Annotated in this window: 27 protein-coding genes; 16 read left to right on the forward strand and 11 right to left on the reverse strand. The window is 47.9% G+C overall.

Features of this window, described 5'->3' with window-relative positions; all coding sequences use genetic code 11:
• Positions 1 to 549 precede the first annotated feature (549 nt).
• The 3 genes from ACPXXB_RS06760 to ppk2 all read left to right on the forward strand — a co-directional run bounded on the left by ACPXXB_RS06760 (position 550) and on the right by ppk2 (position 3,922).
• Positions 550 to 1,851, forward strand: coding sequence for a sulfite oxidase (locus ACPXXB_RS06760; protein ID WP_423905761.1), 1,302 nt, complete (start codon positions 550 to 552; stop codon positions 1,849 to 1,851).
• A complete protein-coding gene (locus ACPXXB_RS06765) occupies positions 1,852 to 2,226 on the forward strand; it encodes a hypothetical protein (protein WP_423905764.1) in 375 nt (124 codons plus the stop codon).
• 850 nt (positions 2,227 to 3,076) lie between these two features.
• Entirely contained in the window at positions 3,077 to 3,922 is an 846-nt protein-coding gene (gene ppk2 / locus ACPXXB_RS06770; protein WP_423905766.1) for a polyphosphate kinase 2, read from the forward strand.
• Between the two features lie 82 nt (positions 3,923 to 4,004).
• Here ppk2 and ACPXXB_RS06775 read toward each other — a convergent pair whose 3' ends face one another.
• From ACPXXB_RS06775 to purM, 5 genes are all read right to left on the reverse strand, one after another.
• A complete protein-coding gene (locus tag ACPXXB_RS06775; protein WP_423905769.1) occupies positions 4,005 to 4,778 on the reverse strand; it encodes an ABC transporter permease in 774 nt (257 codons plus the stop codon).
• Entirely contained in the window at positions 4,775 to 5,749 is a 975-nt protein-coding gene (locus ACPXXB_RS06780) for an ABC transporter ATP-binding protein (RefSeq protein ID WP_423905772.1), read from the reverse strand. The genes ACPXXB_RS06775 and ACPXXB_RS06780 overlap by 4 nt, the downstream gene beginning before the upstream one ends.
• A gap of 110 nt (positions 5,750 to 5,859) precedes the next feature.
• Positions 5,860 to 6,606, reverse strand: coding sequence for a DUF3108 domain-containing protein (locus tag ACPXXB_RS06785; protein WP_423905773.1), 747 nt, complete (start codon positions 6,604 to 6,606; stop codon positions 5,860 to 5,862).
• Between the two features lie 8 nt (positions 6,607 to 6,614).
• Positions 6,615 to 7,232 (reverse strand): phosphoribosylglycinamide formyltransferase, encoded by a 618-nt coding sequence (gene purN / locus ACPXXB_RS06790; protein WP_423905776.1) that lies wholly within the window; start codon positions 7,230 to 7,232, stop codon positions 6,615 to 6,617.
• A gap of 34 nt (positions 7,233 to 7,266) precedes the next feature.
• Positions 7,267 to 8,316, reverse strand: coding sequence for a phosphoribosylformylglycinamidine cyclo-ligase (purM, locus tag ACPXXB_RS06795; RefSeq protein ID WP_423905778.1), 1,050 nt, complete (start codon positions 8,314 to 8,316; stop codon positions 7,267 to 7,269).
• Between the two features lie 247 nt (positions 8,317 to 8,563).
• On the opposite strand from purM, the gene ACPXXB_RS06800 reads away from it, so the two are divergent.
• Both ACPXXB_RS06800 and hda read left to right on the forward strand, forming a co-directional pair.
• Positions 8,564 to 9,118 carry a CDP-alcohol phosphatidyltransferase family protein gene (locus ACPXXB_RS06800; RefSeq protein ID WP_423905781.1) on the forward strand — a complete coding sequence of 185 codons (555 nt, stop codon included), beginning with the start codon at positions 8,564 to 8,566 and terminating at the stop codon, positions 9,116 to 9,118.
• The gene (gene hda, locus ACPXXB_RS06805; protein WP_423905784.1) at positions 9,115 to 9,810 is read left to right on the forward strand and encodes a DnaA regulatory inactivator Hda; all 696 of its coding nucleotides are present in this window, start codon (positions 9,115 to 9,117) and stop codon (positions 9,808 to 9,810) included. Before ACPXXB_RS06800 ends, hda begins: the two co-directional genes overlap by 4 nt.
• Before the next feature lie 5 nt (positions 9,811 to 9,815).
• Here the strand turns inward: hda and wrbA are convergent, their stop codons facing one another.
• A complete protein-coding gene (gene wrbA, locus ACPXXB_RS06810; RefSeq protein ID WP_423905786.1) occupies positions 9,816 to 10,418 on the reverse strand; it encodes an NAD(P)H:quinone oxidoreductase in 603 nt (200 codons plus the stop codon).
• 32 nt (positions 10,419 to 10,450) lie between these two features.
• Positions 10,451 to 11,374 (reverse strand): ornithine carbamoyltransferase, encoded by a 924-nt coding sequence (gene argF, locus ACPXXB_RS06815; protein ID WP_423905789.1) that lies wholly within the window; start codon positions 11,372 to 11,374, stop codon positions 10,451 to 10,453.
• Positions 11,375 to 11,790: 416 nt separating this feature from the next.
• On the opposite strand from argF, the gene ACPXXB_RS06820 reads away from it, so the two are divergent.
• From ACPXXB_RS06820 to ACPXXB_RS06840, 5 genes are all read left to right on the forward strand, one after another.
• The gene (locus tag ACPXXB_RS06820; protein WP_423905791.1) at positions 11,791 to 13,014 is read left to right on the forward strand and encodes an argininosuccinate synthase; all 1,224 of its coding nucleotides are present in this window, start codon (positions 11,791 to 11,793) and stop codon (positions 13,012 to 13,014) included.
• A 36-nt stretch (positions 13,015 to 13,050) separates the two neighbouring features.
• Positions 13,051 to 13,791, forward strand: coding sequence for a TIGR04283 family arsenosugar biosynthesis glycosyltransferase (locus ACPXXB_RS06825; protein WP_423905792.1), 741 nt, complete (start codon positions 13,051 to 13,053; stop codon positions 13,789 to 13,791).
• Complete coding sequence (locus ACPXXB_RS06830) at positions 13,769 to 14,419, forward strand: TIGR04282 family arsenosugar biosynthesis glycosyltransferase (protein WP_423905794.1); 651 nt, start codon at positions 13,769 to 13,771, stop codon at positions 14,417 to 14,419. The genes ACPXXB_RS06825 and ACPXXB_RS06830 overlap by 23 nt, the downstream gene beginning before the upstream one ends.
• Positions 14,420 to 14,496: 77 nt before the next feature.
• Positions 14,497 to 15,465 carry a lysophospholipid acyltransferase family protein gene (locus tag ACPXXB_RS06835; RefSeq protein ID WP_423905796.1) on the forward strand — a complete coding sequence of 323 codons (969 nt, stop codon included), beginning with the start codon at positions 14,497 to 14,499 and terminating at the stop codon, positions 15,463 to 15,465.
• Positions 15,466 to 15,494: 29 nt separating this feature from the next.
• Positions 15,495 to 16,523, forward strand: coding sequence for a glycosyltransferase family 9 protein (locus tag ACPXXB_RS06840; RefSeq protein WP_423905797.1), 1,029 nt, complete (start codon positions 15,495 to 15,497; stop codon positions 16,521 to 16,523).
• Here ACPXXB_RS06840 and gcvA read toward each other — a convergent pair.
• A complete protein-coding gene (gene gcvA, locus ACPXXB_RS06845; protein ID WP_423905800.1) occupies positions 16,515 to 17,444 on the reverse strand; it encodes a transcriptional regulator GcvA in 930 nt (309 codons plus the stop codon). The genes ACPXXB_RS06840 and gcvA overlap by 9 nt on opposite strands.
• A 277-nt stretch (positions 17,445 to 17,721) precedes the next feature.
• On the opposite strand from gcvA, the gene ACPXXB_RS06850 reads away from it, so the two are divergent.
• The 3 genes from ACPXXB_RS06850 (at position 17,722) to ACPXXB_RS06860 (ending at position 19,063) form a co-directional block, all read left to right on the forward strand.
• The gene (locus ACPXXB_RS06850) at positions 17,722 to 18,009 is read left to right on the forward strand and encodes a DUF1127 domain-containing protein (protein ID WP_423905802.1); all 288 of its coding nucleotides are present in this window, start codon (positions 17,722 to 17,724) and stop codon (positions 18,007 to 18,009) included.
• Between the two features lie 154 nt (positions 18,010 to 18,163).
• Entirely contained in the window at positions 18,164 to 18,577 is a 414-nt protein-coding gene (locus tag ACPXXB_RS06855; protein ID WP_423905805.1) for a CopD family protein, read from the forward strand.
• On the forward strand, positions 18,578 to 19,063 hold the full coding sequence (locus ACPXXB_RS06860; protein WP_423905807.1) for a tRNA (cytidine(34)-2'-O)-methyltransferase: 486 nt from the start codon (positions 18,578 to 18,580) through the stop codon (positions 19,061 to 19,063).
• A 4-nt stretch (positions 19,064 to 19,067) separates the two neighbouring features.
• On the opposite strand, the gene ACPXXB_RS06865 is transcribed toward ACPXXB_RS06860, so the two are convergent.
• Both ACPXXB_RS06865 and ACPXXB_RS06870 read right to left on the reverse strand, forming a co-directional pair.
• The gene (locus tag ACPXXB_RS06865) at positions 19,068 to 20,090 is read right to left on the reverse strand and encodes an NAD(P)H-dependent glycerol-3-phosphate dehydrogenase (protein WP_423905810.1); all 1,023 of its coding nucleotides are present in this window, start codon (positions 20,088 to 20,090) and stop codon (positions 19,068 to 19,070) included.
• Between the two features lie 182 nt (positions 20,091 to 20,272).
• Entirely contained in the window at positions 20,273 to 20,692 is a 420-nt protein-coding gene (locus tag ACPXXB_RS06870; protein WP_423905812.1) for a rhodanese-like domain-containing protein, read from the reverse strand.
• A 360-nt stretch (positions 20,693 to 21,052) separates the two neighbouring features.
• Between ACPXXB_RS06870 and ACPXXB_RS06875 the strand changes: the two genes are divergently transcribed.
• Positions 21,053 to 22,477, forward strand: coding sequence for a S41 family peptidase (locus ACPXXB_RS06875; protein ID WP_423905815.1), 1,425 nt, complete (start codon positions 21,053 to 21,055; stop codon positions 22,475 to 22,477).
• Positions 22,478 to 22,484: 7 nt separating this feature from the next.
• Here the strand turns inward: ACPXXB_RS06875 and ACPXXB_RS06880 are convergent, their stop codons facing one another.
• Positions 22,485 to 22,691, reverse strand: a complete 207-nt coding sequence (locus ACPXXB_RS06880; protein WP_423905817.1) for a PGPGW domain-containing protein — start codon at positions 22,689 to 22,691, stop codon at positions 22,485 to 22,487.
• Between the two features lie 137 nt (positions 22,692 to 22,828).
• On the opposite strand from ACPXXB_RS06880, the gene dapF reads away from it, so the two are divergent.
• The gene (gene dapF / locus ACPXXB_RS06885; protein WP_423905819.1) at positions 22,829 to 23,668 is read left to right on the forward strand and encodes a diaminopimelate epimerase; all 840 of its coding nucleotides are present in this window, start codon (positions 22,829 to 22,831) and stop codon (positions 23,666 to 23,668) included.
• A gap of 85 nt (positions 23,669 to 23,753) precedes the next feature.
• Positions 23,754 to 24,410: a DUF484 family protein gene (locus tag ACPXXB_RS06890; protein ID WP_423905822.1), complete on the forward strand. Its 657-nt coding sequence runs from the start codon at positions 23,754 to 23,756 to the stop codon at positions 24,408 to 24,410.
• The last annotated feature ends 1 nt before the right edge of the window (position 24,411 follow it).

Genomic DNA, 24,411 nt, shown 5'->3' on the forward strand with positions numbered 1-24,411 from the left:
ACCCAACGACAACTACGGCCGCCGCCGTGGTCGCGCCGATACCAAGCATGAAAGTGTTTCATATTCTTTCCCGCGATAACGCCCGCGGTATAAATCAACCAGCCGCATCACTTCATCGACAGGCGCTTTGTGGCGCTAGGCCCGATTCAACCGCTTATCCAGCAACCCCGCCAACCCCCGACCCCTCGTGGCGACACAGATGGCTTTAATCTGTCCGCGAGCACACGTCCAGCAACATCGAAACCGCCTCATGGCTTAATCGTTTGCATTGATAACCTTCATATGCTTATTCATATCACATCGGTTTTGCCTGCTGTAACCAACGCGCCCAGCGCATAGCAACCTCCAAAACCAGTCACTATAAATCCGGACGCATTTATTGTGTACAAAAGCGAACAGTTAATGTATTACTAACATGTCAGCCGATGTTGGTTGGTGCATTTCTACAAAGTAGCGTATACTTACTTTCTTATACTCAAGTACCTCTCATGATAGTCAACACTAACTCAAAATTCGGAAACTCAGAGCGCAGAGCGGGGGCTTAATACGATGAACAGAGAACGGGGCATCCATGAATACTTCGCCACCGACCCGGAACGGGCCGACCGGGAAGCTTGGGGCAGAAAATCGGAGCCATCCAGTCGTCGTGGCTTCCTGAGCGGATTGGCGCAGTTGTCGGCGGTGATCGGCGCTGAAATCGTGTTTGCAAGGTTCATGCCTACGGGCCTAATCCCGGCGGCTTATGCCAACTCCTCGCAGCCTTTTCGTATCCAGGGCAAGAATGGGCTGACCTTGTTGAATGATCGTCCGCTGAACGCTGAAACCCCGGCGTTCCTGCTGAATGACGACGTAACGCCGACTGAACGCCTGTTCATTCGCAACAACGGCGTTCCCCCGCAGGGAGTGAATACCCTGCGTTGGACCTTGACCATTGACGGCGAGGCCGTAGTAAACCCCAAAACGTATACCCTTGCCGATCTAAAGAAGCGCTTCACCCCGATCAGCAAACAACTGACGCTGGAGTGCGGTGGTAACGGCAGGTTCGAGTTCGATCCACCAGCCAAGGGCAACCAGTGGACCCTGGGCGCGGTCGGGTGTCCCCGCTGGAATGGTGCGCGCTTGAAGGACGTGTTGGAAGATTGCGGCTATCAGGAAAACGCGGTGTACATCGGCTACTACGGTGCCGACACCCATTTGAGCGGCAAACCGGACAAGTTGCCGATCTCGCGAGGCGTTCCGATGAACAAGGCACTGGAAGAAGAATCAATGATTGCCTGGGGCATGAACGGCTATGACTTGCACGAGATGAACGGGTATCCGTTGCGCTTGGTCTTTGGCAGTTGGCCGGGATCCACTTCCGGCAAATGGCTCAAGCGGATTTCGGTACGCGACAAGATCCACGACGGACCCAAAATGGTGGGAAAATCTTATCGTGTGCCGTGCACGCCGGTGGCGCCCGGCTCCAATGTGGCCGACGCGGACATGTGCATCATCGAATCCATGCCCGTGAAGTCGCTAATCACTTATCCCGAGAGCGGTATAAGGCACCCATCGGCAAAGCCCCTGCATCTGCATGGCCATGCGTGGGCGGGCGATCACAAGGTGCGCGCATTGCACGCTTCCATTGACTTCGGGCAGACCTGGCGCAAAGCCAGGCTGCAAAAACCCGCCAATCGCCTAGCCTGGCAGAACTGGGATTTATCCGTGGAGTTTCCCAACCCCGGCTATTACGAGGTATGGGCGCGCGCCGTGGATGAAACCGGCAGGTCGCAACCGATGGTGGTACCGGGCTGGAATCCCAAGGGCTACCTCAACAATTCATGCCACAGGATAGCGGTGTACGCGGCCTGAATGCGGCCCGCCGGCACATTGTTGCGATCGTCGCCCTGGCTTCGCCTAGTAACAACATTCGCGACGACGATCATCATTGCCACCGGAGCTCATGCACAGGACGACGTGCAGGAAATTGATTCGGTTAGCGGTCTGATCATTGATGATGCAAAACGTTGGCAAGTGGTTCGAGTACACTGCACCGCTTGCCACTCCGCAAAATTAATCACCCAAATCGGACTGGACAGGAGCGCATGGGAAGAGACCGTCCGCTGGATGCAGGAAGAACAAGGGTTGTGGTTGTTGGGCAAAGACGAACCAAAAATCCTCGATTACTTGTCTGAACACTACGGCGCGCAACGCGGCACTCGGTTAAAGAGAAAGAATCTGGACTGAAAAACTCCGCACCAACAAGTCATGGCGCGGTGAACCCGATTCGTTTCAACTCGCTCTCGTCGTAGTCTCAATTCGGTGTCGTTCTGGAATCTGGACACGGGTCATCAATGGCTGATTTATTGGGACATTCAATTACATTGCCAGGTAGCCTTCGGCCCTTAGCTGATGTAAGCTTTCGCCTGAAGCGCCTGCTGTTAGTCTCTGCAAACCGCACCGGCTCGGGGCGACAGAGTAGTAACAAAGCAACACCCTCGCTAAACAGATACTGGATTAACTACAAATCGGCAGTGAATCGGTTCAGCCCAACCCAACCCCCCATCCAGTGCGCGAGCCCACTCCGAAAAATACTCATCCTGTTTCCTCCTAATCTCCATGTCAACGCACGGTTGCGATGATCATCCGAACATCGTGCGAATTCTTTGATCCAAAATCGTAATAAAACCCATTATCCCCAAGATTGATTCCACTCTTGTGGGAGAATGATCTGATATTGCCCCATATTGTCCCGGTTTTGGGCGCACAAAAACAAATTTGTGCAACTGTACTGGCCGATTGACATATTTGATTCATAAAGCTGGGTTGAGGCAGGCTTTGATTTATTTATTCACGCTTACGAAGCCAAATACCCAATCCATAGTTGGCAATGACAGGGCGCTCGGAGTCGCTGAGTGCTCGAAATTATGCGCCACATCCAGCCAACCCGTGGTTTACTCGCGAAGCGCCTGGATCATCTTGAACATTTATATATGATGATATTGCAAAATTGTGCAATAATTAGGTAAACTAAACCCGGTCAATCAAGGTGCCCAAAACTTCAATTTTGGACCCATTAATTTTAAGAGGAGATATCATGTCAAATGTTGAAACTACCGAAGAAATAAAAGCCAGGAAAAAACAGAAAAAAGCCTTTAATGCAAAATACGAAAAAGAGCTGGGAAGGCTGCAGGTTGAACTGATTAAATTACAAGAGTGGATAAAGCACAAAGGATTGAAGGTGGTGGTTATCTTTGAAGGCCGGGATGCGGCCGGAAAAGGGGGCACTATTAAGCGAATTACTGAATCCCTTAACCCCAGAATTTGTAGTGTAGTGGCGTTACCTGCGCCTACGGAAAGAGAGAAAACTCAGTGGTACTTTCAACGATATGCTGCCCATCTTCCCGCTGCCGGCGAAATGGTTATTCTGGATCGTAGTTGGTACAACCGCGGTGGCGTGGAAAGGGTAATGGGGTTTTGTAACGACGAAGAGTATGAGGAATTCATGCGGAGTTGTCCGGAATTCGAGCGCATGCTGGTCAGATCCGGAGTCAAACTGATTAAATACTGGTTTTCGGTCAGCGACGAAGAGCAGGAAAGGAGGTTCCAGGATAGATCGGTAAAACCAACAAAACGCTGGAAACTCAGTCCGATGGATCTGGAGTCAAGAAAGCGATGGGTGGAATACTCCAAGGCCAAGGATTTTATGTTTGCGCATACGGATATCAAACAAGCCCCCTGGTATGTCGTGAATTCTGATAACAAGAAAACCGCTAGAATAAACTGTATCACACACTTATTAAGCCTGATCGACTACGACGATCTCACGCCCCAAAAAGTAGAGCTTGATACGCGCCCGCCGATTGAAAAAAATTATGTGCGGCCGCCGCTCGGTGACCAAAACTTCGTTCCAGAATTTTTTCCGAAAGCGACAGGAGATTGAAACAGTGGATTGAGGCAGGATATTAAATCCGCTTATGCGCCTTCCGCATGTCAATGACTTTGGTTAGTCGGGCGATTCTGAATTACTGCCTTATTCCAAATCCAGAGTTGAGTAACCGGAGGCTAATCACAAACAGGAGCACGATAAACCCCAGAATGATACCGAAAGACAGGCCGAGATTTATGTCGGAAATGCCGAGGAAACCATAGCGAAAAGCATTAATCATATAGAGGATGGGGTTGATATGGGATACGGTCTGCCAGAAATCGGGGAGTAATTTGATGGAATAAAAAATGCCGCCAAGATAGGTGAGTGGAGTAAGGACGAAGTTCGGTATGATGGTTACATCGTCGAACTTCTGGGCGAATATACCGTTCAGGAAACCGGCCAGAGAAAACAGTATCGCAGTTAAGATGACAATACTCACCATTATTGTCAGGTTGTGCACAGACAGTTTGCTAAAAAATAATGAGACGGCGGTGACCACTATTCCGACCATAAGGCCACGTACCGCGCCGCCGCCTACATAGCCGAGCAGTATGATGCTGTTTGGGGTGGGAGAAACCTGTAGTTCCTCGATGGAGCGCTGAAATTTTGCGCTGAAAAAAGATGACGACACGTTGGCGTAGGCGTTGGTGATTACCGACATTAAAATTAATCCCGGAACAATAAAATCCATATACGGATGGCCACCCATATCGCCAATTCGGGGGCCGATAAGATTTCCGAAAATTATGAAGTATAGTGATGTGGTTATTACCGGCGGCAGGATCGCTTGTTGCCAGATACGCATGAAGCGTGTAATTTCTTTACGCAGAATGGTCATAAATGCGATGCAATTCTGTTGCCAGTTCATCGGGCGTTGTTCCCCCTGCCGTTGGATTTTATGCCGTTGGATTTTGATGCGTGGTCGGTCATTTCCAGGAACAACTGCTCCAATCGATTGGTTTTGTTACGCATACTTTGCACTCGAATGTTGTTGTTGGTCAGGGTTTCAAAGAATGGATTAATGCCCAGAGACTTTGGCACCACAACTTCCAGAGTCATATCATTTTTTAAGGTCCAGATTTGTGCGTCGGACCGAGCCAGCCGATCTGGCAATTTGTCCAGTGGGTCGATCAGGTCAAGTACGTAGGTCTCTTGTTTGAGTTGTGCAAGAAGGGTTTTGGTGCTGGTGTTTTCTATGAGCTCGCCGCTTTCGATAATTGCGATGTTGCGGCACAGACTTTCCGCTTCTTCAAGATAATGAGTGGTCAAAATAATTGTTGTGCCTTTCTCATTTATTTCCGCGAGGTAGTCCCACATTGAGCGCCTGATTTCAATATCAACGCCTGCAGTGGGTTCATCCAGGATCAATAGCTTAGGTTCGTTGACCAGTGCTCGATCGATCATCAATCGTCTTTTCATGCCGCCGGATAATGATTTTGTAGGCACATCCTTTTTCCCTGACAGCCCCAATTGATTGAGATAATGGTCGGCCCGTTGCCTGGCGATTTTACGGCATATGCCATAATACCCGGCCTGGTTCATAACGATTTGGTCGGCGGTTTCGAAAACGCTGAAGTTGATTTCCTGAGGCACGATACCGATGTATGATTTTGCCTTGGCAAAGTCGACATCTATATCCGCGTCAAAAACCTGTACCGAACCTGCGGATTTGTTGACCAAAGAAGAAATAATGCCGATGGTGGTGGATTTGCCGGCGCCGTTTTTGCCAAGCAACGCAAAAAAATCTCCTTGTTCAACGGTCATATCAATGCCATTTAGTGCGACATGTCCATCGTCATAGGTTTTTTTTAGATTGGACAGGGTAAGCGCGGCAACCATGAGTTATTTTTGAATTTATTTTGCTCAGGATAATTGCATAAAGATGGTGCATTCTGGGCAATTTTCAAGGTTCGATGCAGGCATGATTAATAGCGCACAAAGTTGGATTCTCAGGCTTCAGGCAACAAAGTCATAACCGTGTCCTTGTTTTTCTTTGTGGCAATGATTTTCACTGGAATTTGCTGATTATTTTTATCCAGCCATAATGTTACCGTGCGCGTGGTGTCTCCCAGTTTTTGGCGCGTCACTTTCCATGTTTCAAATCGTCTGTCGTTGAGCTCCAGAGTGTGTTGTTCGGGCGCTAAATAGACGTATTCCCTGATGCGTTTGGGGCTGATTTCCCGGACTGTTTGCCCTTGGATGGATTCAATGTCGCTGGTTATCAAGGTAATCGGGAAGGCGGGCGACTCGAAAATATCTTCTATATTTATTGGGATAACCTGTTCGCCCGGTTGAAGTTTGATGAGTCCTTGTTTTCGATCAATGACAAAGCTGCGCTCGACGGTTTTATGGTCATGGGAGAGCATATGCCCGCTTTTCAGATAGACTTTTTCGTGTTCAATGTCGAACCAGTTTTCCACCGTCAAACCGGTGATAAACATTCTGGCGAGGATATTCAAGTGACTAATGGCAGTGGTTTTGATTTGTTGTTGACTACGCTCAATGACAATTTCCAACTCACCCGCATTATGTTTTCCATATTTAATCGAATAGCGCAATGTTTGGCTTTTGAGAGCTACCGCCTGAGACATGGCCTGAGACATGACCTGAGCCGGGGAGCCGTGGGCTAACAGCATCAGACCGCAAACAGCTAACGCCGTTTTAGATTTAATGGCTTTTAAATTTAGCCGAATCACATTCATATTTATGCGGCGGGCGTTTTTATCAAGTGGGCAAAATTGACTTTCCCCTCGGCGATCCACTGTATGGCTTTGGGATAAATTTTATGTTCTTCGTGCAAGACTTTTTGTTGCAGCGTGACGGCATCGTCATTGGCATCAACCGCAACCTGTGCCTGTATGATTATCGGGCCGTCATCAAGTTGCGCGGTGACAAAGTGTACGGTTGCACCGTGGGTCTTATCGCCAGCGTCGATAACGCGTTGATGGGTATTGAGACCTTTGTAGTTGGGTAGCAAAGACGGGTGAATATTCACCAATCGCCCGTGGAATTGCTGCACAAATTTTCTGCCAAGAATACGCATCCATCCCGCAAGTATCACCAAGTCAGGATCATAGTTGGCCACGGCTTTGGCCAGTGCATTTTCATATTCGACTTTGGATGCATAACCCGTAGGCCGAATGACAAGCCCGGCAATACCGGCATCGCGGGCGCGCACCAGTCCATAAGCCTGTTCCCGGTCACTGATCACCAGGTCAATTTTGGCATTGAGGCAGCCCTCATTGATGCGGTCTATGATGGATTGAAGATTGCTGCCGCCACCGGAAATGAGTACCACCAGATTGATGATTCGCTCAAGCATTTATTAGGCATTTATTAGGCATTTATCACACGACTTAGTGGTGCCACACAACTTCGGTATGCTCGGATGCGTTTATTTCTCCAAGGGTGTGAACCTGTTCACCGGATTTTTCAAGGCCGGCTATGGCAGCGTCCGCGTCTTTGGGGTCGACGCATATCACCATACCGATGCCGCAATTGAATGTGCGGTACATTTCGGTTTCTTCGATTTTGCCTTTCTCCTGCAACCATTGAAACAGTGCGGGCAGGGGCCAGGAAGATTTGGATATTTTCGCACTCACCCCTTGGGGCAGTACTCTGGGCAGATTCTCCAGGATGCCACCGCCGGTAATATGACATATTGCGGTTACTCGAACCGACTCGAGCAGGGTCAGGATCGATTTCACATAGATTCGTGTCGGTGTCAATAATTTTTCCCCCAAGCTGGTATCTTCGAATGTTTGAGATAAATCGCTACGGGTAACCTCAACTATTTTTCGGACTAGCGAATAGCCGTTGGAATGGATCCCGGTGGATGCCAAACCTAGAATCAGATCTCCGGCTTTTACCCGCTCTGGTGTGATTATTTTATCTTTTTCAACGATGCCGACTGCGAAGCCGGCGAGGTCATAGTCGCCGGATTGATACATTCCCGGCATCTCGGCGGTTTCCCCGCCAGTGAGCGCGCAGCCGGCTTGCAGACAGCCTTGGGCGATGCCTCGAACTACGGTTTCGGCCTGCTCAGGCTGCAGTTTTCCGGTGGCATAATAGTCGAGAAAATACAATGGTTCGGCGCCGTAGACGATGATGTCATTAACACACATCGCCACCAGGTCAATGCCAATGGTGTCGTGGCGATTCAGCATGGATGCAAGTTTCAGCTTGGTGCCGACACCATCGGTAGCGGATACCAGAACCGGGTTTTTATAATGTTGGGCGGGAATCTCGAACAATGCGCCAAACCCGCCTAGGCCCTGCAACACGCCGGGACGAAATGTCTCCCGTGCTGCGCGCCTGATCCTTTCTACCAGTTCATTACCCGCGTCTATATTGACACCGCTTTCGCTATAGCTCAATGATTCATTTACGTTGGTTTGGCGGCGCATGGGCGAGTGCGGACGAGTGCGATAAATATGGGAAGTTCCGATAATGCCATCCTGAGGTTATCAGAGCAACATCCAACAACCCAAACCGCTAAAATAGCTGTTTTAGATTTCTTGGTAGATTTGCTGGTGGATTTCCTTCAAAAGGGTCGTACAATCGGCGATCATGTGAGTGTTCTCGTTTGCATCAAAACGTTGTATTTGGTATGGGGACGCTTCATCTAATTGTTTAACCAATAGGAAATAAAATTTGCTGTCCCAAATCCCGAATCTATTGACACTGGCCCGAATCGCGGTTTGTCCTATTCTGGTTTTGCTGTTGCATAATGGAAATTATCAGCTGGCTTTAGTGCTGTTTCTGGCAGCCGGGATTACCGATGGTCTTGATGGTTATATTGCCAAACGATTTGACTGTGTTTCAAATTTCGGGGCAGTGCTTGACCCGGTTGCGGATAAATTACTGATTGCCAGCACCTATATCATGCTGGCGATTCTGGGCGACATCCCGTTTTGGTTGCTGATAGTGGTCATGTTCCGTGATTTGGTGATCGTCGTCGGATACTTTATTTTTGTAATGATGGGGATTGATGTTCCCGTGCGCCCGACCTATAGCAGCAAGGTAAATACCTTCGTTCAGATTTCATTGATGGTTGTGGTGTTGTTAGAGAAAGTTTCAATTGTCCAAGTCCCGCTGATCGTGGATGCATTGATATTTGGCGTATTGATTACGACGGTTGTCAGCGGGGTTCAATACGTGTGGTTATGGGGCATTCGTCAGGAATTTGAGGGCGCTTCCGAAAAATGAGTCGACAAACCGTTATTCCAATTAGTATTGAAGATGACAGTTTGGAGAGCTTTTACAGCCAACGAAACCAGCCTTTAATAGAGCAACTAAAAAATCTCCTAGCTGGCGTGTGCGCCAAGCGGGTATTGTATCTGTGGGGGGAAAGCGGCAGCGGCAAAACCCATCTGCTCAATGCGTGTTGCCGGGCGGCAGGAAAATCGGGTATGCAAAATTTATATGCGTCTCTTAAACAGGACGGTGGGCGAGATGGTGGGCGACTTGAGAAACTGAGTGATGTGCATAAAGACGCGCTGGTTTGTATCGATGATCTACAGCAAATTGCAGGTTCCGAGCTAGGACAAAACCAGATTTTTTCCCTGTACGAGAAAATCATGCATGGCGCGGGCGCTATCGTGGTCAGTGGAACCAGCCCACTGGGTTCAATCGGTATAACATTAAAGGATCTTGAATCCCGATTATCCAGTGGCGGCGCTTTTAATATTTATGCGTTGGATGACGATGAAAAGCGAACCGCGTTAAAATTAAGAGCGGACAAGCGCGGCTTTGCACTGGACGACAGCGTGGTGCGGTTCATCATGTCACGTTACCAACGCGACACCAAATCCTTGTTTGCATTGCTGGATAAACTGGACAGCGGGTCGCTTCAGGCGCACCGAAAAATCACCATTCCCTTTGTCAAAACATTGATGTGACGCTGTTATAGATTACAATTGGATAAAGCAGCAGCACAATTCGCCACTCGGCGACCCAGGATTTCCGCCAGCGCTTTTTCCTCCTGCGAGACCGGATTGGCGTTATTGCCGCCGGCGACATGGCTGGCGCCATATGGGCTGCCGCCGGATTTGGTCTGTGCCAACGGCGTCCCGCTATATGGGATGCCGACCATTACCATGCCGTGATGGATTAACGGCAGCATCATCGCTAACAAGGTGCTTTCCTGACCGCCGTGCATACTTGATGACGAGGTAAACACCCCGGCCGGTTTATCCGCCAGCGTACCGCTTAACCATTGCGGCGCGGTTTGGTCGAAAAAATATTTCAGCGGCGAAGCGATGCTTCCAAACCGCGTCGGGCTGCCGAGAATCAGGCCATCACAGTTTTCGAGATCATCTGTGGTCACATAGATATCGCCACTTTCAGGAATTTCACTTGCCGTTGCTTCGCATACCGTGGATACCGCCGGCGCCGTGCGCATGACTGCTTGGCACTGATCGACGCTTTCAACACCCCGGCCAACATGTTTAGCCAGTTCAGAAATTGATCCGTGGCGGGTGTAATAGAGTATTAAAACTTTCGTCATTGATAATGCTTTTCGGGAGTCATTGAGTTATCTCATAACTGTTTGTCATGGCTGTTTGTCAGCAAAAATTCCATTAATGCTTTTTGCGCATGCAGCCGGTTTTCCGCTTCATCCCAGATAACACTTTGCGCTCCGTCAATGACCCCGGCCGTCACTTCGCTGCCGCGATAAGCGGGCAGGCAATGCATAAACAAGGCATTCTTCGCCGCAACGCTCATCAAGTTTTCATCCACGCAATAGCCTTCAAATATTTTTTCTCGCGTTTCCTTTTCTTTTTCATGACCCATTCCCGACCAAGTGTCGGTTACCACCAGGGCAGCATCTTTCGCTGCCGCTTTGGGGTCTTCGGTAAGCACAATATTGTTTGAGCAATCTTTAATCAAGTTCTGGTCAGGCCGATGATCCTTTGGGGTCGCAATGTGAAGTTCAAAATCCAGTTGTCGGGCGGCATTCATCCAGGAGTGACATACATTATTGCCATCGCCGATCCAGGCAGCTTTTCGTCCTCGAATATCTCCACGGTGTTCAGTAAATGTCTGGATGTCGGCAAGCAACTGGCACGGATGATTAAAATCGGACAAGCCGTTTATAACCGGAACGGTTGCATACTGCGCCATCTTTTCAATGCGTTCATGAGGACCGGTTCGCATCACGATTAGACTTGCCATTCGGGATAGCACTTGAGCGGTATCTTCTATCGGCTCACCGCGGCCGAGATGGGAATCCGATGGCGCAAGAAAAATTGAATTGCCACTAAATTGGGTGACCCCGGTTTCGAATGACACCCGTGTCCGGGTGGACGATTTTTCAAAAACTAAAACCGCGGACTGATTTTGCATCAGCGTTGAAAACGTCCCCAATCGCAGTTCGGCTTTCAATTCGATAGCGCGCGAGATTATCAGCCGAATTTCTGCAGTGGTTAAATCCATCAAACTTAAAAAGTGTCGAATCGACATGGCGGTAATTTCTATTGCTGGCTTGTTGTTAGCAAGTAAACAAAAAAACGCCAGTAAATCGGCGCCTATTGTCAGTGTAGTTTACTTGAACGACAATGATTTTCTACCCTTTTTCATGATATTTATTAGATATACCCAAACCATGAGGGCATAAAGGGCATAAGATACCGTGAATTCAAGTTATGTATTTTCAGTTTGGCTCGTGCCGTTTCCTTATAAAGAGAATATGTATCAGGTGCCCCCTTTTTAACAATATTCTTATATATACCCAAACCATGAGGGCATAAAGGGCACAAGATACCGTGAATTCAAGTTATGTATTTTCAGTTTGGCTCGTGCCGTTTCCTTATAAAGAGAATATGTATCAGGTGCAATGATATACTTTACCTTTTTACCTACCCACAATACAAATCAAGATGTCTGAGATAAATAAAACGGTGCTTGCCTATTCAGGCGGGTTGGACACTTCGATTATTATGAAATGGTTGCAGGACCAATATAACTGTGAAGTGGTGACCTTCACCGCGGATATTGGTCAGGGGGAAGACCTTGAGCCGGCCCGATTAAAAGCCGGGAAGTTCGGTGTCAAGGAGATTTTTGTCGAGGATTTAAAAGAAGAGTTTGCCTGCGATTATGTATTCCCGATGATTCGCGCAAACACCATTTATGAAGGCGAATATATGCTGGGAACAGCCATTGCCCGCCCGTTGATCGCAAAACGTTTGGTTGAAATCGCGCACAAAACCGGTGCCGACGCGATTGCTCATGGCGCAACCGGCAAGGGCAACGACCAGGTGCGTTTTGAGTTATCCGCCTACGCATTAAACCCCGATATTCGAATTATTGCGCCTTGGCGAGAATGGAATCTAACTTCCCGGGAAAGATTGATGGAATATGCCAAAACGCATGGTATCGAGGTTGAAAAGAAAAGAGACGGCGGTTCGCCTTACTCCATTGATGCCAACTTACTGCACATTTCCCATGAAGGCGGAGAATTAGAGGATCCCTGGCAGACACCGGACGATCAGGTATGGAGCTGGACAACTTCTCCCAGGGACGCGCCGGATGAAGCCGAACAATTGATTATTGGATTTAGCCAAGGCGACATCACCGCAGTCGATGGCAAGGTGTTAACCCCGGCTGGGGTTTTAACCGCGCTCAATACATTGGGGTGCAAACATGGCATCGGGCGCGCCGATATTGTGGAGAACCGCTATGTGGGCATGAAAAACCGAGGATGTTACGAAACCCCTGGTGGAACCATTATGCTGAAAGCGCACCGCGCCATGGAATCGTTGACCCTGGATCGGGAAGTGGCGCATTTGAAAGACGAGCTCATGTTGCGATATGCGAAATTAATTTACAATGGTTATTGGTTTAGCCCGGAGCGATTGATGATGCAAAAAATGATTGATGCCACTCAGGAGTCGGTTAACGGCGAAGTTAAAATACGGTTGTACAAAGGCAATGTCGATGTGCTTGGCCGCCAATCGGCTTCGGATTCGTTATTTGATAAAAAAATTGTGACGTTTGAGGAAGACGCCGGCGCCTATAATCAGTCAGATGCCACAGGCTTTATTAAATTGAACGCGCTACGTCTTCGTATTGCTGCAAACAGAAAGCGGAATACCGATTTTTGAGGCTGACTAAACTAACCCATATTGCCCCCGCATTAAATGAGTGCCGCTGCATTAATTTCAATCATTGTTCCGCTTTATAACGAAGGCAGTAATGTGGTTAAGTTGGTTGAACACTTGCAGCGGTTAGAGGGATTCCATGAGGCGATTCTGGTGGATGCCAGCGATCAACCGGATTCCAGAGCCATAGTAACGAACACCTTGCAGGCCCTGCCGAAATCATCGCCCAACGCCTCAAAGATTGGTTTGGTTGCCAGCAATGAGCCAGGTCGCGCCGCGCAAATGAATTTGGGGGTAAAATCTTCCGATGGTGATATTTTGGTCTTTTTGCATTGCGATACACGCTTGCCTGGCGACGCTATGCAGTTGATTCGGCGGGTTATTGAAAACGGTTATGCCTGGGGTCGATTTGATATATCCCTGGAATCGAAAGGATTGATTTATCGGGTAATAGAACGAATGGTCAATCTTCGGTCTCGAGTACGTCGAATTGGCACCGGCGATCAGGCGATGTTTATTGCATCATCTTTGTTCAATAAATGCGAAGGTTATCCGCGGATCGCGTTAATGGAAGATATCGCAATCTGTAAAAAGCTTAATCGACATTCCCGGCCCGGGCTGATAAAAAAAGCCGTGGTCACCTCGGCCCGTCGCTGGCAAAACAAAGGGGCTTTAGAGACCATTTTGCTGATGTGGAAGTTGCGTTTCCTGTTTTGGATAGGGGTGGATTCCAATCGGCTTGCCAGCATGTATGAAAATGATCGCGCAAATGATCGCTAAGGCTCAACTACCGCTGTACTTATTTGCCAAGGCGCCAATTCCGGGGTTAGTAAAAACCCGGATGCATCCCTATTTAAGCGAAAATCAGTCTGCACAGTTGGCAACGCTTATGCTGGAACAATCAGTGGATAAAGTGTGCCGGTTCTGGCCCGGGAAATTGATTCTAACTGTTTCGCCCAGCATTAATGACCCGCTATTTCAAAATTTTGCGCGAAATAATAATCTGGATTTGGAGGTCCAGATTTCAGGCGATCTGGGCCAGCGGTTGTTGTTCGTTCTTAGAAATGGCATCGAACAACATGGCGGCGCAGTGGTGATGGGCTGCGACGTGCCGCAGATAACCAATGAAATATTGGTTCAGGTCCATCGATTATTGGCAGCAAAAAATAATGTCATCGGCCCGGCCAGCGATGGCGGGTTTTATTTATTGGGACTCAGCAGGCTAGACGAGGGGATTTTTGAAGGGGTTGATTGGGGAGGCAATCAAGTATTGTCCAGGATTTGTGGAAATTTCCAACGCCTGGGTATCGCGGTATCGCACTGTGCCGAATTGCGCGACATCGATAATTGGGACGATCTATGCTGGCTTGGGTCGCAGGATCAAAGATATCAGGGGTTTGTGATCTGATTATCATAACCCCTTTTTCGGGTTTCGAGTTTACGTCACTATCGGAACAGGCTTGTAGTTTTGGCTTATAATTTTGAATGACACCCATATTTCCCATGTCCGCCAAGCAGACCTATTTCTATGCCCCGACGATAAAGTTTCAACCCCTGTTTTTGAAACCGAAATACTGGGGCACCTGGTTGATGTTGTCATTTTTATGGCTGGTCATCTGGCTGCCAAGAAAATGGACTATGAAGATCGGCGCATTTGTTGGCGATCAAATGCGCCGGCGCAATTCCAAGCGCCGTCACATTGTCGAAGTTAATATTCGATTGTGTTTCCCCAATCTCTCGGAAATCCAGCGGCAACAAATGGTCAAGGATCATTTTCGTTGCTATGGCCGGGGGTTGGTGGACATGGGTTTGGCGATGATGGGATCGGTCCGGCGAGTTGAAAAATATTCGGACGTGGTTGGATTTGAGAATTTGAAGGCATTACCGAAAACGCAAAAAATAGTGCTTATTACCTATCACACCACCACTTTGGACATGGGTTGGCGTTTAGTGTTGGCTGACATAGATCTGGTTTCCATGATGAAACGTGACAAAAATCCGGTGCTTAACTGGTTTCTGTATCGCTCACGAACCCGCTATAAAAAGGTGCTTGTTTTGATGCGCGATCAGGGCTTGCGCGGAATTATCAAGGGCATGAACAACGGCAAACTTTGCTACTTTATTCCAGACGAAGATTTTGGAGATGGAAAGCACGCCGTATTTGCGCCATTTTTTGGGCAACAACGCTCGACCTTGAACATAATCAGCCGGCTGGCTAAAATTACCGATGCGGTGGTCATCCCGAGTATATGCAGACTGATGCCGGAAACTGGCCGATACCGGACTACAATAGGCCCGCCACTGGAAAATTTCCCGGCGGGTAATTATGTCGCCGATGCGACAAATATGCATCAGGCAATGGAGAAACTAATACTCGATGCTCCAGAACAGTACATGTGGACTTTTCGCTGGTTTCGAACCCAGCCGGATGAAAAGCCTGATTTTTATAAATAGCTGTCCAGACATGATATTTTCATCACGGCATGAATATTTTAGTGATAAAACAAACCTCTCTGGGCGATGTGCTTCACGCCAGTGGTCATATTCGGGCGATTAAAAAACACTACCAAAAACAATGCCCAGGCAGCAAATTGTTTTTGTTAACCGCCAATACTTCAGCCGATATTTATCGACACAGCCCTTGGGTTGACGAATTAATACTGGTCGATCGTGATAGCATCAAGGAGAATTGGCGCAAAAAACCGATGAGGGCAATAAAAGAAATGCAGCGGACGCTGTCCAAGGTTCGTCAACACAAGTTTGATCTCGCCATTGATTTTCAGGGGCTGGCCAAGTCGGTGTTTTTTCTTTATGGCGCGAAAGCCGAAAATAAATTTGTCAAGGGAAACTGGTGGGGGTTAAAAGGGTTCAGGAATAAAAAGTTGCACGCAATAAAGGAAATGGATCAACTCCTGCAGGTTGCTGGCATCCCGACCACGGACACGACCATGGAGTTGGTCGTTGGCAACGACGACAAGCTGTCGGTAGATCGGTTGTTGTTGAAAATTAACCTCGAAAACAAACCCATACTCATTGTCAGTCCATTTTCAAGATGGCCTTCGAAAGACTGGCCGTTGAAAAATTATATGGAAGTATGTGAAGCCGTATCCAACGCCTATCAGGTCGTGTTCACCGGATCGCCTGATCGAAAAATTCAGATTGACCGGGGCATGGAGGATGGCTGTTGCCAAAGTGCGGTTAATATGGCTGGCGCGCAGTCCTTGCTTGAGTTCGTTGAACTCACCAGTCGAGCGTCCTTGATGCTCACCGGTGATAGTTTTCCAATGCATGTCGCCGTGGCAAAACAAACTCCGGTGATCGCTTTATTCGGCCCCACTGACGAAAACAAGGTGGGCCCGCTGGGTGAGCGGAATCGCGTTATTCGTGCACCGGGATGCGATGTATGCGATAACCGTCATTGTTCCCGCCATTGTTTGTCTCGCCTGGACAACGATGAGGTTATTCGCATGATTCATGAATTCACGCCAGATTCCTGTTTGGCATCAGCTTAACATTTCCTCAAATTCTTTTTCTGATTGTGCAGATTCGCGCTTGAGCCAATCTCTGAATGCTGCAATTTGTGGTTCGCTTTCGCGTCCCGGAACGCAAACGAAAAAATAGGATACGGCTGACTTGCTTTTGACCTCCGGAAACAACCGCACCAGGCGACCCGCTTTAACATCATCTAGGACATGGGCGCTGCGAGCCAGAGCAACCCCTTGATCGTCGATGGCCGCCTGAAGCGCTAGACTGGTTTCGGGGAATTGCGTGCCTTTGGGCATTTTGCTGACCACCACACCGGCATCCGTGAACCAATCACGCCATCGTTGTAAAATGTCCACGGCATTGCGGCGCAACAGAGGAAGGGTTAATAAATCTTCAGGATTTTCCGGTACACCGTATTGTTCAAGGAAGTGCGGACTGCACACAGGGAAAACATATTCCTGCAGCAACAGTTCTTCATAGAGATTTCCCCAACGCCCATAACCGAGGCGGATACCCACATCAGCTTTTTCCGAATCGAAAACGACAAGTTCATCTGAGGTTGATATCCACACGTCGATATCAGGATATTCATGGTTGAAGTGACCGAGCCGCGGCACCAGCCATTTGAAGGCAAAAGATTGCAGCAGAGTGACTCGAAGGGCCGACGGACTGCCGTCTTTTTCGGTAATCTCCTCCAGGGTTGCGGTGATGCGGCGGATAAAATCACGCACTACGGGCACCAGAGCATGCCCGGCTTCGGTAAGCACGATGCGCCGCCCACGTCGCTCAAATAACCTGATTTCCCACAGATCTTCGATGTGTTTGATCTGGTGGCTAATGGCGCTTTGGGTGACAAATAGCTCCTCAGCCGCATGGGTATAGCTTAAATGTCGGGCGACCGCTTCCAGAGCGCGCAGGGCTGCCATCGGCGGGAATCGAATTGCCACATTCAATCCCGAGTTAATTTAATGCAATAGATTAACATTACGAATTTAATACATGAGTAATTAGTCATGTATTGTATGAAAAACTTTCGTTTGTCTGCAAGGGCTTCTACTATTATATTCTGACCATCTGCTAATACATAGCGAAACTAACTTAAACAACCAACTTAGTGGGAGTAGAGAAATGACAAACGAATTATTTAACAAAGTGGGTGTTGCGTGCGTAGGTGCCCTCACATTATTAACCATCATCATGTTCTTGGTCAATTAGGAGGCGAATATGAAAAATACTGTAAATATGAAAGACAACTCAAAGGTTGTACACGGCGAATTCGGTCGGGGACTATTGTCTCAAGTGATTCGGGCGTTTCACCGGGTCAAGGCTTTGATTGAACGCAAAAAAGCAATTCGTCATTTGAATGCCCTGCCCGACAGACTGCTTCGCGATATCGGTGTCGAGCGTTATCAGATTGATGCATTGGTTCGTACCCGAGGCACATTGACACAACTGGCCGTACAACCAACCAGCCAACCTGATACATCCGCGGATTTTCGACGAGCCGCATAAAGTTTTATCCTCCATTGGTGTTTATCACTCAGGACGTTCTCCCCGAACGTCCTTTTTTTATGCGTAAAGCATACTGGCACCTTTATTAATTGCCCGGGAAATCAATCCAGCAAAGCCTGCTAGAATTCCCGGTAAATCATTTGCTGCCATCCTTATGCTCTGGATCAAGACTTTTCACATTATTTTCATGGTGACCTGGTTTGCCGGGCTATTTTATTTGCCCAGACTTTTTGTCTACCATGCTCAGTCCAGCGACCAAACCAGTATCGACAGGTTTAAAGTGATGGAGAGAAAACTGTTTTTTGGGATTATGACCCCGGGCGCGATTCTGACCATTGTATTCGGATTTTGGCTATGGATGGGTTATGGTTTTTCCGGAAACTGGCTCAATATAAAGCTATTGCTGGTGGTATTGGTCATTGCTCATCACCTGTGGTGCTATAACGCATTGGTTGCATTTAGAAAGGATGCCAATTCCCGTAGCCCGGTTTTTTATCGTTGGATGAATGAACTGCCGGTACTGCTCCTTGCAGGGATTATCATATTAGCAGTGGTAAAGCCTTTTTGAATGTTCTCCATAGCGCTGTATCAGCCTGAGATCCCCCCCAACACCGGAAATATAATTCGCCTTTGCGCGAATACCGGTTGTCAGTTAAATCTTATTGGGCCTTTGGGGTTCAGTATGAACGAAAAACAATTACGCCGGGCCGGCTTGGATTACCATCAGTATAGCGAGGTTAAATCCTGGGAAAACTGGCACCAGTTCCATCAACAAGCCAGCGGTCGATTGCTGTCGGTTTCTACCAGGAATCAGCGGCATTACAGCGACTTCAATTACCAACCCAGGGATGTTCTTCTATTCGGGTCGGAAACTCATGGGCTGCCCGAGGAAATTCGAGAGCAAGTTGCGATTGAAAACCGACTGACGATTCCCATGCAAAAAGACAGTCGAAGCCTGAATCTATCGAATAGCGTTGCGATTGTGGTGTATGAAGCCTGGCGTCAACACGGATTTTCGGGGAATAATTTTGCTGGCACGGCACGCAAACCGTAAAGCGTCAATCAGATTCCGCTTTCGGGTTTCGTTGCAGCAATAACTGCACCGCAGTCTCGGGATCATTGTTTTGGTGAATAATTTTATAGACTTGCTCGGTAATCGGCATGTCCACATCAAGATTTTTGCTGATTTCAAACAATTCCCGCACCGTATTGATGCCCTCAATTTCTTGTCCAATCTCGGCGATTGCTTCGGCTTTTGATTTGCCGGTGCCGAGCCGCAATCCAAATCTGCGGTTTCGGGACTGGTCATCGGTGCAGGTCAGTATCAAATCCCCAACCCCGGTGAGTCCCATAAATGTCTCTGCTTTGCCGCCAAGGGCCAATCCCAGCCGGGTGAGTTCCGATAGTCCTCGAGTGATTAATGCGGCTTTGGCGTTTGCACCATAGCCTAAACCGTCACTTATCCCGGCGGCAATTGCCATCACGTTTTTTATAGCGCCACCGAGCTGTACGCCCACCAGGTCATCGCTAAAATACACCCGCGTGGTTGGTGTGCGAAACCAACTTGCCATGTTTTCGGCATTCGCATTGGAGGCGCTGGCCAAGGTTAATGCGGTTGGCAGGGAATTCGCCATCTCTTTGGCAAAGCTTGGCCCGGAAATGACGCCACGACCAACCGAATGACCCAACACTTCATCGGCTACCTCGCTTAACAGGCGCCCGGTCGCAGTGTCGAATCCTTTTGTACCCCAAATTATCGTAGCGTCGTCTAACTGAAATCCTTGGTTGATAATATGGTTTTTAAGATTTTCCAGCGTCTGTCGGAAACCATGACTCGGCACCACTACGACGAAACAAAGGTCATCAGTAACAATGCGTTGAAAATCAGATTGGATTTCGAGGTTCCGGGGAAACGCAATGCTAGGCAAATACCGGGCATTAGCGCGCGCTTTCGCCATATTCTCCATGGCTTTCGCATTCCTTCCCCACAATAAAACTCGAGCGATATTGCTGCACAGCAGAATCGCCAACGCCGTACCCCATGAACCCGCTCCGATAACGGTTACGCGCTCAGGCAGCATTGCCGAATCAATAGGAAGGCACTGAATCCACCCTTGGTAATCAAATTATTTAATTCTTCAAGGTATATTTTTTGTGTCGAATATAGCAATAGCTTGAGCAGTAGAGGCTGACCTGGTTTTTGAATCAGTTTCGTTTTTGGCCATAGTTGAGTAGTTGTTGATTTGTCAAAAATATTTGAAGGTTAGCTTTTCACCAACGGCAAGTTATCTTTTCTCCAAGCCGCCAAACCACCGGAAAGCACATAGATATCAGAAAATTCATTGTTTTTTAAAATGGCAACCGCCTTCCTGGAATTAGTGCCGGTATCGCAGGTAAGAACGATGGGTTTGTTCTTGTGCTTCTTTAATTTTCCGATGGAATCGCCGAAACGCCCAAAGGGTAAATTTATGGCTTGGGGAATGTGCCCATGCTTGAATTTATCCGCTTCATTGACATCTACTATTACCGCGTTTTCACGCGATTGCAGTTGAGGTAGCTGTGCAGGCGTAACTAATTTGGAGCCGCCCACACCGCGTGTGCCCGGATCAAAATTCAGTAACAAGATGATGACAAAGAGCGTGGCAAATAAATACCAGTACTCGGTTATAAATTCGATATACATTTTAAAATCAAATTGAAAAGTTTCGGAAATTATCCCCTAGTGCGGTCGGGTGCGGAGACAGTTTGGGCAGTGGGGTATGAGCGTCGCTATCTAAAAAGCCAATTATACACCAGCCCGATAGCATAAGGATTTGGGTGCCAATCCAAATGGGCATACTGTAACCAATACAAGCCGCTTAAAGAAACGCTGAATAATGCTATCCTAGCGTTATCTGAGCAAGAAAATCCAAAAGGGCGATTTTGCTCGCACATCCTTGTGCTCATCAGGATGCTTTGAGGATGCTCTGAATCAATCCGAGTTTTCTTAAGATTTGTTTGATAATGTAGCGTGGTTATTGCCCCAGAAATGTAAGGTGAAATAGTGAAAGATATAAAAGTGCAAACTATAAAGCAGAAACATAGAATCGGGTTTTTGTCGTTGCTAATTTTTGTAGCAGGCGCGACTTCTGTGTTGTCCATCCAGGGACAAACTCAGGCGCAAACTCAAGAACAAACTCAAGCACCGGCATCGAGTTCTCTGCCGCTGGAAGACCTTCAACTGTTTTCAGAAGTGTTTGGCAGGATTAAGAGCGAGTATGTCGATGAGGTTGATGACACAACGCTTTTGCGCGATGCGATTCAGGGTATGCTGGCTGGGTTGGATCCCCATTCCACGTTTTTAGAGCCCGAGGACTTTGAGCAAATTAAAATCACCACGGAGGGTAAATTTGGCGGGCTTGGCATCAAAGTGACCACGGAAGACGGGTTAATTAAAGTCGTCACACCCATCGACGGTACCCCCGCATTTGATGCCGGAGTTAAGCCTGGCGATCTAATATTGATGATAGATGATGTCTCAGTGCATGGCCTGAGCTTGAAAGATGCGGTGGACAAAATGCGAGGTGATCCGGGATCTAAAATCAAGCTCACAATTTTTCGGGAGAGCGTAAATGATCGTTTGGACATTAAACTGGTGCGTGCGATCATTAAAATAAACAGCGTCCGAGGCGAGATTCTGGAAGATGGGTTTGGCTATGTCAGACTATCCAGCTTTCAAAGTGGAACGGTGCAAAGTTTACGTTCAAAAATAAAACAATTAAACGAATTAAGCGAAGGAGGTTTAAAAGGGTTGGTGCTGGACTTGCGTAACAATCCCGGCGGAGTACTCATGGGTGCGGTACAAGTAAGCGATATGTTTATCGTACAGGGTGAGATCGTTTCCACCCGAGGCAGAACCACAACCTCAGGTCAAAGTTTTTTGGCGCGCCCCGATGATGTGATTGATGATGCGCCCATGGTGGTATTGGTGAACGGCGGGTCTGCGTCGGCTTCGGAAATTGTTGCCGGTGCCCTGCAAGACCATCAGCGCGCAATCATAATGGGGACAAAAACATTTGGGAAAGGGTCGGTGCAAACGGTGGTACCGATGAATAATGGCGGTGCACTAAAACTCACAACAGCGAGGTACTACACGCCGTCGAACCGATCCATTCAAGCTAAAGGAATTGTGCCGGATATCACGGTTGAACAGGCGGATTTTTCAGCCGACGACACCAGGGATGGAGGATGCAAGGCGACGCAGGATGCCAAAGCCGATGATGACACCATCCATGATACAGAAAAGCAAATCAGCGAATCTGATTTAGCCGGGCATTTGGAAAATGGCGAATTCGAAGACAACCCAGCGGATGAGGAGAAAATTCAACTGTCAGAGCGAACTAAAAAAGATCATCAACTTGGGGAAGCGTTGAACATGTTAAAAGGGATGTCACTGGTAAAACGACGAACTCAGGCTATAGGTGGATAGGCTGCACTTAATCCGCTTTTTTTCTTTTTCGGTGACCACGCCGTTTTCGCAGCCAGGAAATGATCGAAAGGTAGCCACGGCGCGCCCATTGGAAGTCGATAGATAATATCAGCAGCCCCAATGGTATCATCCACAAACCGAGTATGGGTAAAAACCAAAATAGTCCGCCCAGCAATAGTAATATACCGAGAATTTGTCTCGGTAAAGACGGCATAGACCTAACATATTCAAAAAGCGGTTTTAATCGGCGATTCACTGGAATGATTTTATCAGGTTGTTTGGCACGGGTTTATTTTGGTATGGCATAACGTATGATGATAGGTTGTATCATAAATTAATCTAAACAAAAATATGAAATGCAGATTCACTAAAATGCACTCTCTCGGCAATGATTTTGTGATGCTCAATGGGGTTGCTGAGCGCATCGAAATGACACAAACGATTGCCATGCATATCGCGGATCGTCATGTTGGAATTGGTTGCGATCAGATTTTGGTTGCACAACCGTTAGGCCGCAAGCGTATTAATAACAGTGGGTATCGATTGAGAATATTCAATAGCGATGGCAGCGAGGTTGGGCAATGTGGCAATGGCGCGCGATGTTTTGCCCGATATTTACATGACCAGGGATTATCAGATGAGGCAACTATCGAGGTGCAGACAAAAACCACCACATTACAGTTACACCTGAATCAGAATGATACCGTTACCGTGGCCATGGGCGTACCGGAATTTGCGCCAGAAAAAATACCATTGACGGTTGCCGGGCAATTACCGAGTTACCACGCCACTACCGAGTTCGGGGAGGTGGAATTTAGCGCGCTATCTCTGGGTAACCCGCACTGTGTCATTCAGGTGGATAGCGTCGAAAATGCAGATGTCGCGACCCTTGGGCCGTTGTTGGAGAGCCATCATCTGTTCCCTGAGCGGGCCAACATTGGGTTCAGGCAGATAATTTCAAGCCGGGAAATAAAACTTCGAGTCCATGAACGTGGTGCCGGAGAAACTTTGGGGTGTGGAAGTGGTGCATGTGCTGCCGTGGTGTCCGGAATCCGCAGCGGCTTGCTCGACTCCCGGGTTGAAGTTGTATTGCCCGGTGGAAGTGCCCAAGTTGATTGGCTGGGAGCGGAATCCCAGGTTTATCTAACGGGCCCGGTGCATATGGTTTACGAAGGCAGTATAGAAATCTAATATATTCCCATTAGTTTGAGCGTTTTTAGGAAAACCGTTGCAGGGTATAATCAGCCGCTAACGTAAAACCATTTCTCAAATAAACATGATGTCTAATACTCAGATAATGACCAAAACCCAGGAAGTAATCGATTATTTAAAACAACATCCGTCTTTCTTCGAGGAAAATCAGGAGTTGCTGCGCTATTTGGATTTTGGCGATGGAAAAGGCGTCGCGCCATTTTATGAAAGGCAGCGCAAGGTTTGGAAAGACCGGGAAAATCAACAGCAAACCAAGATTGATTTAATCGTTGATAGCGCAGAAACCAATCAGCGGTTGGAGTCTGACTTGCTGGAGATGGCTATTGGTCTGCTCAGCGGTCGGCAAAATAAAAAAGACGCGGTTAAAACAGTCATCGCGCTGGTAAAGCGACAATTTAATGTTAACGATGTGGCGATTCTATTGAATAAGAAGGAGGGCGCCTGCGGTCATCCCAAGTACGACGATGTCAGGCAACGGGTAGTCCATCAAAGCAGTATCTGTGATGACCGGGTTTCAAGTAATTTACTTGCATCTTTGTTTAATGATAACTTCAAGGCAATTAAATCCTGTGCCTTTGTCCCGTTAATTTTTTCAGATGAAATTAAGGGCGTTATGGTGCTTGGTTCAACTTCAGAAGCGCGCTTTCAACCAGGAATCGGGGTTATGTTTCTTGACCGATTGGGCCTTTTGGTAGGCAGCTATTTTCAGAGCGGCAAATAAT

This window comes from Candidatus Spongiihabitans sp. (genome assembly GCF_965237845.1).
GTDB lineage: Bacteria > Pseudomonadota > Gammaproteobacteria > Arenicellales > Poriferihabitantaceae > Spongiihabitans.